The organism is Nocardia sp. NPDC058519, from assembly GCF_042719755.1.
Classification (GTDB): domain Bacteria; phylum Actinomycetota; class Actinomycetes; order Mycobacteriales; family Mycobacteriaceae; genus Nocardia.
Map to the genome: position 1 here is coordinate 87,153 of NZ_JBHXNK010000019.1, position 14,435 is coordinate 101,587.

Annotated in this window: 14 protein-coding genes and 1 tRNA gene; 11 read left to right on the forward strand and 4 right to left on the reverse strand. The window is 67.8% G+C overall.

Annotated elements, in window-relative coordinates:
- Nucleotides 1-145: 145 nt before the first annotated feature.
- Nucleotides 146-793, forward strand: a complete 648-nt coding sequence (locus ACFWPK_RS21225; RefSeq protein ID WP_378918402.1) for a TetR family transcriptional regulator — start codon at nt 146-148, stop codon at nt 791-793.
- Nucleotides 794-844: 51 nt separating this feature from the next.
- Here the strand turns inward: ACFWPK_RS21225 and ACFWPK_RS21230 are convergent, their stop codons facing one another.
- Nucleotides 845-2,182 (reverse strand): MFS transporter, encoded by a 1,338-nt coding sequence (locus ACFWPK_RS21230; RefSeq protein ID WP_378918290.1) that lies wholly within the window; start codon nt 2,180-2,182, stop codon nt 845-847.
- Between the two features lie 168 nt (nt 2,183-2,350).
- Between ACFWPK_RS21230 and ACFWPK_RS21235 the strand changes: the two genes are divergently transcribed.
- Together ACFWPK_RS21235 and ACFWPK_RS21240 are read left to right on the forward strand one after the other, a co-directional pair.
- Nucleotides 2,351-2,905 carry a PadR family transcriptional regulator gene (locus ACFWPK_RS21235; RefSeq protein WP_378918292.1) on the forward strand — a complete coding sequence of 185 codons (555 nt, stop codon included), beginning with the start codon at nt 2,351-2,353 and terminating at the stop codon, nt 2,903-2,905.
- On the forward strand, nt 2,902-4,932 hold the full coding sequence (locus ACFWPK_RS21240) for an FAD-dependent oxidoreductase (protein WP_378918294.1): 2,031 nt from the start codon (nt 2,902-2,904) through the stop codon (nt 4,930-4,932). Before ACFWPK_RS21235 ends, ACFWPK_RS21240 begins: the two co-directional genes overlap by 4 nt.
- 123 nt (nt 4,933-5,055) lie before the next feature.
- On the opposite strand, the gene ACFWPK_RS21245 is transcribed toward ACFWPK_RS21240, so the two are convergent.
- Nucleotides 5,056-6,144 (reverse strand): phosphotransferase enzyme family protein, encoded by a 1,089-nt coding sequence (locus tag ACFWPK_RS21245; RefSeq protein ID WP_378918296.1) that lies wholly within the window; start codon nt 6,142-6,144, stop codon nt 5,056-5,058.
- 180 nt (nt 6,145-6,324) lie between these two features.
- Here ACFWPK_RS21245 and cmrA point away from each other — a divergent pair, with 180 nt between their 5' ends.
- The 3 genes from cmrA to ACFWPK_RS21260 all read left to right on the forward strand — a co-directional run bounded on the left by cmrA (nt 6,325) and on the right by ACFWPK_RS21260 (nt 9,046).
- Nucleotides 6,325-7,128 carry a mycolate reductase gene (gene cmrA, locus ACFWPK_RS21250; RefSeq protein WP_378918298.1) on the forward strand — a complete coding sequence of 268 codons (804 nt, stop codon included), beginning with the start codon at nt 6,325-6,327 and terminating at the stop codon, nt 7,126-7,128.
- Nucleotides 7,129-7,282: 154 nt separating this feature from the next.
- Nucleotides 7,283-8,584: a diaminopimelate decarboxylase family protein gene (locus ACFWPK_RS21255; RefSeq protein WP_378918300.1), complete on the forward strand. Its 1,302-nt coding sequence runs from the start codon at nt 7,283-7,285 to the stop codon at nt 8,582-8,584.
- 132 nt (nt 8,585-8,716) lie between these two features.
- Nucleotides 8,717-9,046 (forward strand): hypothetical protein, encoded by a 330-nt coding sequence (locus ACFWPK_RS21260; protein ID WP_378918302.1) that lies wholly within the window; start codon nt 8,717-8,719, stop codon nt 9,044-9,046.
- Between the two features lie 17 nt (nt 9,047-9,063).
- Here ACFWPK_RS21260 and ACFWPK_RS21265 read toward each other — a convergent pair whose 3' ends face one another.
- Nucleotides 9,064-10,734, reverse strand: a complete 1,671-nt coding sequence (locus ACFWPK_RS21265; protein WP_378918304.1) for a helicase HerA-like domain-containing protein — start codon at nt 10,732-10,734, stop codon at nt 9,064-9,066.
- A gap of 197 nt (nt 10,735-10,931) precedes the next feature.
- On the opposite strand from ACFWPK_RS21265, the gene orn reads away from it, so the two are divergent.
- The 3 genes from orn (at nt 10,932) to ACFWPK_RS21280 (ending at nt 13,096) form a co-directional block, all read left to right on the forward strand.
- Nucleotides 10,932-11,570, forward strand: a complete 639-nt coding sequence (orn, locus tag ACFWPK_RS21270; RefSeq protein ID WP_378918306.1) for an oligoribonuclease — start codon at nt 10,932-10,934, stop codon at nt 11,568-11,570.
- Nucleotides 11,571-11,625: 55 nt separating this feature from the next.
- Nucleotides 11,626-11,698, forward strand: a tRNA-His gene (locus tag ACFWPK_RS21275).
- Between the two features lie 87 nt (nt 11,699-11,785).
- Nucleotides 11,786-13,096, forward strand: a complete 1,311-nt coding sequence (locus tag ACFWPK_RS21280; RefSeq protein ID WP_378918308.1) for an FAD-binding oxidoreductase — start codon at nt 11,786-11,788, stop codon at nt 13,094-13,096.
- Nucleotides 13,097-13,227: 131 nt separating this feature from the next.
- Here ACFWPK_RS21280 and ACFWPK_RS21285 read toward each other — a convergent pair whose 3' ends face one another.
- A complete protein-coding gene (locus ACFWPK_RS21285) occupies nt 13,228-13,752 on the reverse strand; it encodes a CGNR zinc finger domain-containing protein (protein ID WP_378918310.1) in 525 nt (174 codons plus the stop codon).
- 25 nt (nt 13,753-13,777) lie between these two features.
- On the opposite strand from ACFWPK_RS21285, the gene ACFWPK_RS21290 reads away from it, so the two are divergent.
- Both ACFWPK_RS21290 and ACFWPK_RS21295 read left to right on the forward strand, forming a co-directional pair.
- On the forward strand, nt 13,778-13,948 hold the full coding sequence (locus ACFWPK_RS21290) for a hypothetical protein (protein WP_378918312.1): 171 nt from the start codon (nt 13,778-13,780) through the stop codon (nt 13,946-13,948).
- A gap of 109 nt (nt 13,949-14,057) precedes the next feature.
- Nucleotides 14,058-14,402, forward strand: coding sequence for a hypothetical protein (locus ACFWPK_RS21295; protein ID WP_378918314.1), 345 nt, complete (start codon nt 14,058-14,060; stop codon nt 14,400-14,402).
- The last annotated feature ends 33 nt before the right edge of the window (nt 14,403-14,435 follow it).

Genomic DNA, 14,435 nt, shown 5'->3' on the forward strand with positions numbered 1-14,435 from the left:
CCCTTTTTGCGCGGTACGGAGAAGTCCTTCGACGTTCGCTCCGAATTTCAGTGCACGTCTGTACACTCACCAGTGTGCCTGACGACCCCGGGCCACTGTCAACCGGCAACAATGTGAGGCGGACAACATAATGACGAAGGCCGCTATGGTGAACGGATGTATGCTCACCGATGTGACTGAGCAGGCAGGAACCCGCAACGAGCGCAAAGCGCATACCCGCGCAGCTCTCCTCGACGGCACCCTGACCTTGGCCTCGGAGCGCGGATTCGCGGCATTGAGCCTGCGTGAGATCGCCCGTTCGGCCGGCATCGTGCCCACCGCCTTCTACCGCCACTTCGCCTCGCTCGACGACCTCGGCGCGACGATCGTCGACGAGGGCGTCACCGCACTGCGCTTGGCGTTGCGCGAGGTCAGGCGCAAGCCGGACGCCCATCTGGCGGATACGGTCCGCTTCGTGTTCGAGCAGGTACGCGTCAAACGCGCACTGTTCGGTTTCCTCATTCGCGAGCGTCACGGTGGGCCTGCCCCGCTGCGTCAGGCGATCGCGATGGAGATGCAGCTGATCGTGCGCGAGATCGTCGCCGATCTGTCCCGCCTGCGTGCACTGGATTCATGGAGCACCACCGAGCTGGAGATCGCCGCGGATCTGCTCGTCACCACCGTTACCGACGGTATTGCCGCGTTCGTCGCGTCCACCCCCCGTGAGGAATCGGCGATCGTGGAACGCACCGTCATGCAGATGCGGCTGATCGCTTTGGGTATCGCGGGCTGGGTACCCAAAAACGCTGACTGAACTCAGAGTACGGGCGTTCACACAACTCGGCCGCGCCCCAGCGGTGAGGCGTCACATATCGGCAGACACCGTGCGCGACGGCGCGCGCACCGGGAGCAGTACCAAAAGGCCTGCCGCCAGCACGACGAGAAGTCCGGCGATTCCGGCACGGTCGCTGTGGAAAACAGAGACGAACACACCGAACAGGGCGGGTGCCAGGAACGAGACCGCTCGGCCGGTCGTGGTGTACAGGCCGAACAACTGACCTTCCCGTCCCGGCGGTGCGAGCCGCGCCAGGAACGAACGCGCCGACGCCTGCGCGGGACCGACGAACACGGTGAGCGCGAGCCCGAAGATCCAGAACATCGCCGAGCCCGACACCAACAGCAGCGCGACACCACAGGCGAGCATCCCGGCCAGCGACGCCACGATCACCCGCTTGGGCCCGATCCGGTCGTCGAACCGTCCGGCCACCACCGCGGCCGCCCCCGCGACGACATTCGCGGCGATCCCGAACAGCAGCACATCGGCGTCGGCGAACCCGTACACCGTCACCGCGAGCACGCCGCCGAAGGTGAACACCCCCGCCAGACCGTCCCGGAACACCGCGCTGGCCAGCAGGAAATAGACCGTGTGCCGATCCTGACCCCACAGCACCCGCACGTCGCGCCACAACACCCGGTAGGAACCGAGGAAGCCGACCTTCGCCGCGCCGGGGTCGGCACCGGTGCGTGGCATCTCCGGCACCGCGAACAGCACCGGCAGCGCGAACACGGTGAACCACACCGCCGCGAGCACGATGACGAGCCGGACATTGAGGCCCTGATCGGTGGACATCCCGAGCAAACCGCGGGTGTCGCCGTCACCGGCGAGGAATCCCGCGTAGCAGATCAGCAGCAGCACGATGCCACCGAAATAGCCCATCGCCCACCCGAATCCGGAGACCCGGCCGACCGTGGCCGGGGTCGACACCTGCCGCATCATCGCGTTGTAGGGCACACCGGCGAGCTCGAAGGTGGCCGAGGCGAACGCGAGCAGCGCCAGGCCGAGCCAGAGATCGTGGTAGTCGTCGCGGACGAAGAACATCAGCGACATCGCGCCGACCGTCAGCGCCGTCAAGGTCGCCAATGCCCGTTTACGTGAGCCGACCGCGTCGAAGTACTGCCCACAGACCGGCGCCGTGAGCGCGACGACCAGCCCCGCCCCCGCCAGCGCCCAACCAAGCCACGCACTCGCCGGTGTCGAACCCGGCAGATCGTCTCCCACCTTGTCGGTGAGATACACCGAGAACACGAAGGTCAGTGTCACGGCCTGGAACGCCGAGGACCCCCAGTCCCACAGCCCCCACGCCAGCACCTGCCCGCGCCCAGCCGCCTCGCCAACGGTTTCGGCCGCGTTCACCTCGGTCATAGGCCGAAGAGTAACGGCGATCAAACCCGTCCGCCGCCCATAACGCGCGCACCGTGTTCCGCCGAAGAGTCACGGCGATCAACCACCCACGCCGTCTATGTACATCCACGCCATAAATTCATATGAACCTGGTTGCATAGTACCCGGCGTTCCAGATATCCTCGTGCCATGGCACTGGAGCACGCGCTGCTGGTCTCGCTCACCGAGCGGGCCGGGTCGGGTTACGAGCTCGCACGCCGATTCGACAAGTCGATCGGCTACTTCTGGAGTGCTACCCACCAGCAGATATACCGGGTGCTCAAGCGGATGGAGTCCTCCGGCTGGGTCACCGTGGAATCGGTGACCCAGCAGGGCAAGCCCGACAAGAAGGTGTACTCGGTAGCTCCGGCCGGTCGGACCGAGATCGCCCGCTGGCTCGCCGAGCCCACCGACGCCATCCCCGCCCGCGACGAACTGGGCGTGAAGATCCGCGCCGCCGCGTACGGCGACATCGATGCCGTCTGCGACGAGGTGGCGCGCCATCGCGCGCAGCACGCCCAGCGCCTCGACGAGTACCGCCTCAGCGAAAAGAAATTCTTCCCGGCGCCGGACCAGCTCTCCGGCACCGCTCTGCACCAGTATCTGGTGCTTCGCGCGGGCATCCGCGCGGAGTCCGGCTACCTCGAATGGTGCGACGAAGTACTGCAGGCCCTGCGACCGCGAAAAGGTGAAGACCGCCCATGACCGCTTATCCCCATCTGTTCGAGCCACTCGACCTCGGCCACACCACTCTGCGCAACCGCGTGGTCATGGGCTCCATGCACACCGGTCTGGAAGACCGCGCCTGGGACACCAACAAGCTGGCCACCTACTTCGCCGAACGTGCCCGCGGCGGCGTCGGCCTGATCATCACCGGCGGCTACGCACCGAACCGAACCGGCTGGTTGTTGCCGCTCGGCGGCAAGCTCACCAACAAGACCGAGGCGTACCGGCATCGCACGATCACCAAGGCGGTGCACGCCGAGGGCGGCAAGATCGCCATCCAGATCCTGCACGCGGGACGTTATTCGTATATGCCGACCAGTGTTTCGGCTTCGGCGATCAAGTCGGCGATCAATCCGTTCAAGCCGCGGGCGCTGTCGTCGAAGGGTGTCGAGAGCACCATCGACGATTACGCGCGCTGCGCGGGCTTGGCCAAGTTCGCCGGGTACGACGGCTGCGAGATCATGGGCGGTGAGGGCTATTTCCTCAACCAGTTCCTCGCCCCGCGGGTGAACAAGCGCACCGACAAGTGGGGTGGCACACCGGAGAACCGGCGTCGGCTCCCCGTCGAGATCGCCCGGCGCATCCGTGCCGAGGTGGGCCCCGATTTCATCATCGTGTTCCGGTTGTCGATGGCCGAACTGGTCGAGAAGGGGCAGACCTTCGACGAAATCGTCGCCCTGGCACAGGAATTGGAGGCCGTCGGCGTCGATATCCTCAATACCGATATCGGCTGGCACGAGGCACGGGTGCCCACCATCGTCACCTCGGTGCCGCGGGCGGCGTTCGTGGAGTTCACCGCGAAGATCGCGCGCAAGGTGAACATCCCGGTCTGTGCGTCGAACCGCATCAATATGCCCGAGATCGCCGAGGAGATTCTGACTCGCGGCGACGCGGCGCTGATCTCGATGGCCCGCCCGCTGCTCGCCGACCCCGAATGGGCCAACAAGGCCATGGGCGACCGCGCCGACGAGATCAATACCTGCATCGCCTGCAATCAGGCCTGCCTCGACCACGCCTTCGGCAACAAGAAGGTGTCGTGCCTGGTCAACCCGAGGGCGGGCAGCGAGACCACCCTCAATCTGCTGCCGACTCGCCGTGCCAAGCGGGTTGCCGTCGTCGGTGCGGGGCCGGCCGGTCTGTCGGCCGCGGTGAGCCTGGCCGAGCGCGGCCATCACGTAGACCTGTTCGAGTCCGACGACAAGATCGGCGGCCAGTTCGACATCGCCCGCCGGATTCCCGGCAAGGAGGAGTTCGACGAGTCGATCCGCTACTTCCGCCGCAAGATCGACCTCACCGGCGTCACCCTGCATCTCGAAAAGCGGGTCAGCGCCGAGGAATTGATCGCGGGCGAGTACGACTCGGTGATCCTGGCGACCGGTGTGCGCCCGCGCATCCCCAACATCCCCGGTATCGACCACCCGATGGTGCTGTCCTACGCCGAACTGGTGAAGGAGGAGAAGCCGGTCGGCAAGAAGGTCGCGGTGATCGGCGCGGGCGGTATCGGTTACGACGTGAGCGAATACCTCACTGTCGAAGGACATCCCACGCTCAAGCTCGACGAGTGGAAAGAGGAATGGGGCGTCGATTCCGAGAACGAGCAGGTGCCCGGCCAGCTCCGCAAGCCCAAGCCCTCCCCCGCGGCCCGCGATGTCGTCCTGCTGCAACGCAAGTCGACCCCGTTCGGCAAGGATCTCGGCAAGACCTCGGGCTGGGTGCACCGCGCGGCCCTCAAGGCCAAGGGTGTCGAGCAGGTCGGCGGCGTGAACTACGACCGCATCGACGACGCGGGCCTGCATATCAGCTTCGGTGAGAAGCACGAGAACCCGCGGGTGATCGAGGTCGACAATGTGATCGTCTGTGCCGGACAGGAATCCGTGCGCGAACTCGAAGAACCCCTGCGCGCCGCGGGCGTCGACCTGCACCTCATCGGCGGCGCCGACCTGGCCGCCGAGCTCGACGCCAAGCGCGCGATCGACCAGGGCACCCGCCTGGCCGCGCGCTTGTAGCCCCACCCGAGACCCGGTCGTCCGACGCGACGGACGACCGCCGCACCGCCCCGCGCGCCGAACTCGCATCCGGCACGCGGGGCGGTGTTTCGTTGCGGGTCGAGCAGCCGACCCGGGGGCAGCTCAGCTGGTGAATACGTCGCGAACCAGGGCGCGCAGGTCGCGGCCCTCGGCGATTTCGTACCAGTGCAGGTGGCCGAGAAGCCAGTCCTGATAGGCGATTTCGGCGTTGCGAATGTCATTGGCGATGGTGAGGAAATAGTCGATCTCGGAGAGTTCGTAGCCGATGTGGACCAGTGGGAGCAGGTCGGGGAGCAGGTTCTGCTCGGCGGTCGAGGGTCCTCGCACGGATCGATACCCCTGGATCAGCGCGATGATCTGGTCCTCCCGAACATTCGCGGGACCGCCGTCACGCAGCGAAACCCAGTCGATCGCAGTGCGTTCGACAGCAGTAGCGAGGTCGAAGACGGCGGTCGTGCGGTCGGCCAGCCCGAAGTCGATCACCGAGGTCACCTCGTGGTCTTTCCACAGCAGGTTGGTTCCGTGCCAGTCCCCATGCGTCCACAGCGGTGCGACGCCGGTGAGGTCGGCCGACAACTCGGGAACCTCAGCGCGCCAGTCCCTTTCACCGAGGAACCGGGCGACAGCGGGTCGGCGTGCGATATGCCATTCGAAGGCGGTGACCACGTCGCTGTGCACGGTCGCGAGCAGCGGACGGGCCGGACGGGCCGGCGCATCGAAACCTGCTGCGGCGCGGTGCAATCGGGCCAGCATCGCGCCCGCTGCTCGCGCGTCATCGGTGTCGCGATAGGGCGACCAGGAGAAGTCGGCGCGGTAGCGGTCGTGTCCGGAGCCGACACGATGGACCTCGTAGACGAACCCGTCCGGTGCACCGTCGCCCACGGTGGCTCGCACTTCTGGCACCGGAATCCCGCGCTCGCGCAGATGCGCCATGAACCGATGTTCCTCGGCCAGCGCCACCCCATCCCGCAATCGCAGCGGCATCCGCTTCACGACGAGCCGCTCGCCATCGTCCAACCGCACACCCACCGTCGACGACAGCGGCCTCGCACCACGCCATTCGATCGCGCAGGGCGCCGACCCACTCCACGTCGCGACAACAGCGCGAGCGATCTCGTCCTCGGTCAGCGCGGGCCATGTCGGTTCGGCCAACGGGTCATCGCCCATCCCGAACACCTGCTCGTCAGCCACCGCAACGCCCGCCCACACCGCACGGCGCACACCCCTGCCCGGTGCGAGGCTGCGTCGAGTCGGTTGTCATGGCGTCACTCATGCTATTGCCGGGCTCCCGGTTCCGGCGATCCACCGTCGGAGCGCCCTGCCACCCTGTCGACGCGGGCACGGCCTGAGCCGATCCCCTAAGCTCCCCTCGTGAGCTTGCCCTCCCCCACTGCAGACAATCGTGCCGTCGTCACCGGCGCGTCCTCCGGCATCGGCACCGCGCTGGCCGCCGAACTGGCCGGGCGCGGCTATTCGCTGATCCTGGTCGCGCGCCGCGGTGAGATCCTCACCGAGCTGGCCCAGCGGCTGACCCTGGCCCATGGCATCACCGCGGAGGTCCGCGCGGTCGACCTGGCCGATCGCACCCAGCGGGCCGGCCTCGTCGACGAGCTCGCGGTCCGCGATATCGCCGTTCTCTGCAACAACGCGGGTATCGCGACCTTCGGCCCGGTCGCCGAGCTCGACTTCGCCTACGAGCGCATGCAGATGGAGCTCAACGCCACCGCCGTGCACGACCTGAGCCTGGCCGTGCTGCCCGGCATGATCGAGCGCAAAGCGGGCGGAATCCTGATCAGCGGTTCGGCCGCGGGCAATATGCCGATCCCGAACAACGCGACCTACGCGGCGTCGAAGGCGTTCGCGAACACCTTCTCGGAGTCGCTGCGCGGCGAGCTCAAGGGCAGCGGCGTGAATGTCACCCTGCTGGCCCCCGGCCCGGTCCGCACCGAGACTCCCGCCCCCGAGGACCAGTCGATCGTCGACAAGATGGTCCCCGACTTCCTCTGGGTGTCCTCCGAATACACCGCCAAGGTCTCCATCGACGCGCTGGCCCGCAACAAGATGCGCATCGTCCCCGGCCTCATCAGCAAGGGCATGAGCGTGGCGGGCAACTACGGCCCCCGCGCGTTGACCGCCCCGGTCGCCGGCGCGTTCTACAAGAAGCTCGGCAGCTGAGCGCCGCCTGACGGGTTGGCGTGTCAGCAACCCGTCAGGAAGGACTCGCAGGTGGTCAAGGACCCGTAAACACCGAGTTCAGCGGTCCGGAAACGGCGTATTTCTTGAGTCGGCCCCGCCATTCCGAACGCGGGGGCGTCCCCAGGAGACCACCGTGACGTTGCTCGACATCTTCCCGTCGTTGCGCGCGACCACCGTGCCGCGGCTCGATCCCGCGGTCTGGCCGGCCGATACCCACTACGACCCCGACGGCCGGATCACCCTCGGCGCGGTGGCGCTCGCCGATATCGCCGATCAGTTCGGCACCCCCGTCCAGGTGGTCGACGAAGCCGAGGTGCGCGAGCGCTGCCGCGCCTACCGCAAGCACTTCCCCGACGCCGAGATCGTCTACGCGGGTACCGCGTTGATGGTCAGCGCGGTGGCGCGCTGGGTCGCCGACGAGGGTCTGTCGGTGCAGGTGGGCTCGAGCGGTGAGTTATCGGTCGCGCTCGCCGCGGGCATCGATCCGCGCCGGATCGTGTTGCACGGCAACGGCAAGACTCTCGACGAACTGAAGTCCGCCGTGCGCGCCGGTGTCGGCCGCATCGTGGTCGGCTCGCTCACCGAGATCACGCTGCTCACTGCCTTGGCGACCCAACCGCAGCAGGTGCTGCTCCGGGTCGCGACCGGGATCGACGTTCCCGGTGGTGACCAGTTCGGCTTCCCGCTCGGCAGTCGTTCGTTCGAGACCGCCGTAGCCCGGATCGCGGGCAGGTGCAATCTGCAGCTCGTGGGCTTGCACTGCCACCTCGGCCCGCAGATCCACAACCCCGACCACTACGGCGAGGCGATCCGCCGGATGATCGGCGAGATGTCCTGGATCGACCACGAATACGGCCTGCTGCTGTCCCACCTCGACATCGGCGGCGGGCACGCGGTGGCCTACCGCAGCGGCGACGCGGAACTGAACCTGCACGACCTCGCCGACATCCTCGACGACGCGCTGGACGCCGGCTGCGCGCGGCACCGTTTCCCCCGCCCCGTGCTCGCCATGGAACCCGGACGGGCGATCGTCGCCAGGGCGGGTGTCACCCTGTATCGGGTGCTGGCCGTCACCGAGACCACCGACGGTGGCACCCGGGTGATCGTCGACGGCGGCGGCTGCGGCCGAAGTGGCGGACACAGCGGCGCGGTCGTCGTCAACCGGCATCCGACCGGCGCGCAGCTCACCGCGTCCATCGCGGGCAAGCACAGCGAATCCGGGCAGCTCATCGCCACCGACGTGCGCCTGCCCGCCGATCTGCGGCCGGGCGAGATACTCGCCGTGCCGTGCACCGGCGCCTACCACCACGGGCTGGCCTCGACCTACAGCACCGTCGGCAGGCCGCCGATCGTCGCCGTCGCCGACGGCCGCGCCACCCAGTTGCTGCGCCGCGAGACAACCGCCGATCTGCTGATGCGCGAAATTCTGGAATAAGCCGGGTTACCGCCGCCACCGGTCTGGTGGCGGCACCCGTCGCGCGCCTACTATCAGATGAGTCGGGGAAAATCAACCAACTCGACCGACGGTGCGTTGAGTCCGGTGACGAGCGCACCGGAAGAGGTAGCCATGAAGACCAACAGAACACGCGAGGTCGGCCTGCGCCGACTGCTCATGAGCTTGGCGGTGGCCGGTATGGCGGCCACTTTTCCGATGACGGTGGCGGCGCCCGCGACCGCACTGCCCGCAGCAGCCCCAGACCAGGTACAGACCAACCGCCCACGGTGCGACGACTGGAACTACCGGAACTACGACTACTGCGACCGCGACCGCGGGCACCGATGTGACAACGACTGGTACGGCCGCAACCAATGGAACGACCGTGACTGGAACCGCTGCGACCGCGGCCGCGGCGGATACAACAACTGGTTCCCCTGGGGCTGGTTCGGCAGCAGCTGACCCGAACCGACCTCCCGCTAGCGCCGCCGGGTGCCGAAGATGCTGCGACTGATCTCGCGGCCGGCGGCACTCGCCGCTGATCGCAGGAAGCTCTTCACCGCCGGATTCCTCATCATCCGCTCGGCCGCCGAGTCCTCTTCCTGCTGCGCCTGCGATCGGCCGGGTGCCTGCGGGGCATCGGGCGCTGGATCGGCGGCGGCCACGCTGGCCAGCAGCATCTCGTAGGCCGATTCCCGGTCGATGCTCTGCCCGTATCTGCCCTGCAGCGCGCTCGACAGTGCCTTGGACTTGATCGCCTCGTCGCCGATGGTGTCCATCAGCGAGCGCGGTGGCGCGATCTTGGTCCAGGCGACCGGTGTCGGTGCGCCGGTTTCGGAGAGCACGGTGACGATCGCCTCGCCGGTACCGAGCGAGGTCAGCGCCTCTTCCAGGTCGTACACCGACGACTTCGGATACGTGCGGACCGTCTTGGACAGCGCCTTCTGATCGTCGGGGGTGAAGGCGCGCAAGGCGTGCTGGACGCGGGCGCCGAGCTGGGACAGCACCGGGTTGGGGATGTCGGTGGGCAGCTGGGTGCAGAAGAACACGCCGACACCCTTGGACCGGATCAGCTTCACCGTCTGCTCGACCTGCTGCAGGAACGCCTTGGACGCCTCGGCGAACAGCAGATGCGCTTCGTCGAAGATGAACACGAGCTTGGGCTTGTCGATGTCACCCACCTCGGGCAACGTCTGGAACAGATCGGCCAGCACCCACATCAGGAACGTCGAGAACAGTGCGGGCCGCGCTGCCTGCTGGCCGAGCTCGAACAGGGTGATCACGCCGAGCCCGCCCGCGGTGCGCAGCAGATCGGCCGGGTCGAGTTCGGGCTCGCCGAAGAAGGTATCGCCACCTTCGGCTTCCAGATTCACCAGCGACCGCAGGATCACCCCCGCTGTCTGCGAGGACACACCACCGATGCCCTTGAGGTCTTCCTTACCTTCGGGGCTGGTCAGGTGGGTGATAACCGCGCGCAGGTCCTTCAGATCGAGCAGGGCGAGGCCGCGCTGATCGGCCCAGTGGAAGATCAGGCCAAGCGTCGATTCCTGGGTGTCGTTGAGACCGAGCACCTTGCTGAGCAGGATCGGGCCGAACGAGGTGATCGTCGCCCGGATCGGCACCCCGATGCCGCCGGTGCCGAGCGAGACGAACTCGGTGGGGAACGCGCCAGGCGCCCAGTCGGTCGCGCCGGTCTCCGCCGCGCGCGCCCGGATCTTCTCGGTGTCGGCGCCCGGCTCGCTCAAGCCCGACAGATCGCCCTTGACGTCGGCCATCACCACGGGAACGCCCGCACGGGAAAGATGTTCGGCGATGCCCTGCAAGGTCTTGGTCTTGCCGGTCCCGGTCGCGCCGGCGACGAGTCCGTGCCGGTTCATCATCCGCAGCGGAATACGCACGCGCGCAACAGGATCGACCACACCGTCGACCATCACCGCGCCCAGTTCCAAAGCCGGTCCGCTGAAGGCGTAGCCCGCGGCGATCTCGGCAGATGCCGTCGAATCGCCGGATGCCGGTGGCTTCGGGGCGGAGCTCGCCGCAAGGGCTTCCTGCTCGGCGGCCTCCGCGGCGGCCATGGCCTCGGCGGCAACCCGGGCAGCGTCCTCGGCCGCCTTGCGTGCCGCTGCCGCCTTCTCCTGTGGGGTGGTCATTCGCGCGTCCTCCGTCTGCTCACTGGCACGTACGCAAGAAATGCTCGAAACGTCTGCGGGTAATTCCAGGCAAACTGTATCCGTGCCGGTCACCTGGGCGGCGAACATCCACCGATGTCGGCGGCAAACCCGACCCGCCTCGCCCACGCGACACACCTGCCGACCCGGGGCGCGGACCCACCATTAGGGTGGCTCCCGTGTCAGACAAACTCCTGGTCTGGATGGATTGCGAAATGACGGGGCTCCGTCTCGACAGCGACAAGCTGATCGAGATCGCCGCGCTCGTAACCGACAGCGACCTCAACATTCTCGGTGACGGTGTCGACATCGTCATCCACGCCGACGACGCCGCCCTGGCCTGCATGCCACCGGTCGTCGCCACCATGCACGCGAAATCCGGTCTGACCGAAGAGGTTCGGCGTTCCACCGTCACCCTCGAGCAGGCCCAGCAGCAGGTACTCGACTACATCCGCGAGTACGCGCCCACCGCGCGCACGGTGCCGCTGTGCGGTAACTCCATCGGCACCGATCGCGGCTTCATCGCCCGCGACATGCCCGAACTCGACGCGCACCTGCACTACCGGATGGTCGACGTGAGCTCGATCAAGGAACTGTGCCGCCGCTGGTACCCGCGCATCTACTTCGGTCAGCCGGAGAAGGGCCTCGCCCACCGCGCGCTGGCCGACATCAAGGAATCCATCCGCGAACTCGAGTACTACCGTCGCACCGCGTTCGTGCCGCTGCCCGGACCGACCACCACGGAGATCGCCGCCGCCGCGCTGGCTGCCACCGAGGCCGTGGATGTCACCGGTTCAAGCCCTCTACCAGCGGATTAGGGCCTGGCACCAAAGTCACGCTAGTATCGACGGCGCCGGTGATTCACCGGTGATGGTGACCGTAGTTCAGTTGGTAGAGCACCAGGTTGTGATCCTGGATGTCGCGGGTTCGAGTCCCGTCGGTCACCCCGAGAAGAAGGCCCGGTCCCCTGGACCGGGCCTTCTCTGCTCTCCGCAGCATGTCACACTCGCCGCCCCCACATCGTCGAATGGTTATGAGCATCAACGATCTGCGTACCGATATCCGGGGAAACGTTCTCCTGCCGGGTGACACCGCCTTCGACCTGGCCGCCCGCCCTTGGAACACCGCGATCACCCAGTCGGTCGCCGCCGTCGTCGAGGTCGCCGACGCCGACGACCTCGCGAACGTCGTGCGCTACGCGAACCGCGCGGGCCGTACGGTGGTCACCCAACCGACCGGCCACGGCGCGACCGGCGACATCGACAACGCCATCCTCGTGCGCACCGGCCACCTCGACACCGTCGACATCGACCCCGCCCAGCGGGTGGCCCACATCGGCTCCGGCGCCGAGTGGGGCGCCATCCAGACCGCGGCCGCCGCGCACGGCCTGAGCGGCCTGGCAGGCAGCAACCCCGTGGTGGGTGTCACCGGATACACCCTCGGCGGCGGCTTCGGCTGGCTGGCCCGCAAACACGGGTGGGCGGCCGAAGCGGTCCGCGCGTTCGAGATCGTCGACGCCGACGGCCGACGCGGCCGGGTGAGCGCCGACTCCGATCCCGAGCTGTTCTGGGCGCTGCGCGGCGGCGGTGGCGACTTCGCGATCGTCACCGCGCTCGAGATCGACCTGTTCGAACTGCCACAGCTCTACGGCGGCCGGGTGAGCTGGTCCGCCGAGCGCACCCGCGACGTGTTCGACGTCTTCACCGAACTCACCACCCACGCACCGCCGGAGCTGTCGGTCTGGCTGCAGCGCTACCAGATCCCCGGCGCCGCACCGACTGTCGCCATCGACTTCGCCTACCTCGGCGACGAGGCGCGGGGCCGCGAGCTGACCGGCCGCCTCGACACCGTCACCGGCGCGCTCGCCGACACCCGCACCACCATGACCCCCGACCGGATCGGCACCATCACCGCCGAACCCACCGACCCCAGCCCTTCGCTGTCGCGCGGCGAACTGCTCACCGACCTGGGTGACGCGGTCGTCAAAACACTCATCGACGCCCCGGTCGCGCCCCTGCTCAACATCCAGATCCGCGGCCTCGGCGGCGCTCTCGCCGACACCACCCGCGAACACGGCGCCCGGGGCCCGGTCACCGAGCCCTACGCCCTCTATCTGCTCGGCCTCGGCCTGCCGCACCTGATCGACGACGTCAAGGCGGCCTTCACCACCATCGTCGACAACCTCGGCGCCCACGTCACCGGCAAGAAGCCGTACACCTTCCTCGCCCCGGGCGAATCGGCCGCGGCCGCCTTCGACACAGTCACTCTGGACCGCCTCCGCGAGATCAAACAGGCCCGCGACCCGCGAAACGTCTTGCGCGCCAACTTCCCTGTCCTTGGCTGACCGCCGACCCGCGCCGTCCACAGCCGACGGCGCGGGTCGCGCGTGTCGGCCGCACAGGCCGTCATCGCGAGTTCGGATTGTTCGCCGCGCCGACGAAGGGCGCGCCAGGGAGTGAATCCGTCGGACGACTGTCAGGCGGAGGCGCGGTTCGCCCGGTGCCGTCGGACGGCCGACCGGTTCGCACAGGCCGGGCTGCAGAAGCGTTGTCTGCCGTTGCGTGAGATGTCGGCGTACACCTGTGCGCACCCATCGGCCTCACAGGCGCCCAAACGGTCCATACCGAGCCCGGTCAGGTGCAAGGCGGTGCCGACGGTGATCAAGGCGGCGATCTGGCGGTCCGTCGCCACTCCTGGATCGCGGAAGTGCAGATGCCAACCGTCGCCGACATGGTCGGTCAAGCGCGGCGCCGACGCGTACTCGGCCAGCAACACGTTGAGCCTGGCCGCACGCTCGGTGCGGTCCGCGCAGTCCACCACACCTCGCCAGCGCCCCAGAAACGCCGTCACCGACACGAGATCGGCGTCGGACACCCCCGCCGACAGCACCAACCCCGCCGCCGCACAGCGCCGCGCCAGCTCCGCGGCGCTCGAACATGGATCGTTGAGCAACTCGACGCCGAGCAGCACCGGCTCCCGTCCGTAATGGTTGTAATGCACAATGCCATTACAACACACTCGATTCATGACCAGTCATCCCGCGCACACCTGGCAGATCGAATCGCGTCACCGGACCAGCGAGGGCCTCGTCGCCTACCAACGCTGCCGCTGCGGCGCACGCCGAGTGGTCGTCGACCACCTGAGCGTCGCGTCCGAGATCCACCGCGACGAACCCGGCCTCGCCGCCACCGGATAACTCGCACCACCATGACGAACATCACGTTTGACCGCTACACTTTGGACCGCTGCCCAGATGTGGGGCAGATCTCGCCATAGCGTCAGCGCTCGACCGGAAAGACCCCTTGATGAAGCGTTCCACCGTTGTCGCCATCCTCGCGGCCGCCACCGTGCTCGGCCCCGTCGCGGGTTCCGCGGCGGCCTCGCCCGGCCTGCCCCTCACCGACTTCGCGGCGGAGACCCCCATCGGCGACTTCGGCCTGCCGAGCGATCAGCCCGAATCCGGTTCGGCGCAGAGCGGCTCCACCACCGGCCTCGAGACCACGGGCTCCTCCGGCACCGGCTCGGCCGGTCTGCCCAACCTCGACCGCCTGCTGTTCGGCGGACGCATCCTGTGCGGCGCCTTCGGCAGCGCGCTCGCCGTCGCGGGTGAGGCGATGATGGACTGCAGCCAGCTCCCCACACCGCTCTGAGACAGCCACAGACACCACGAAGGGGCACCGGAA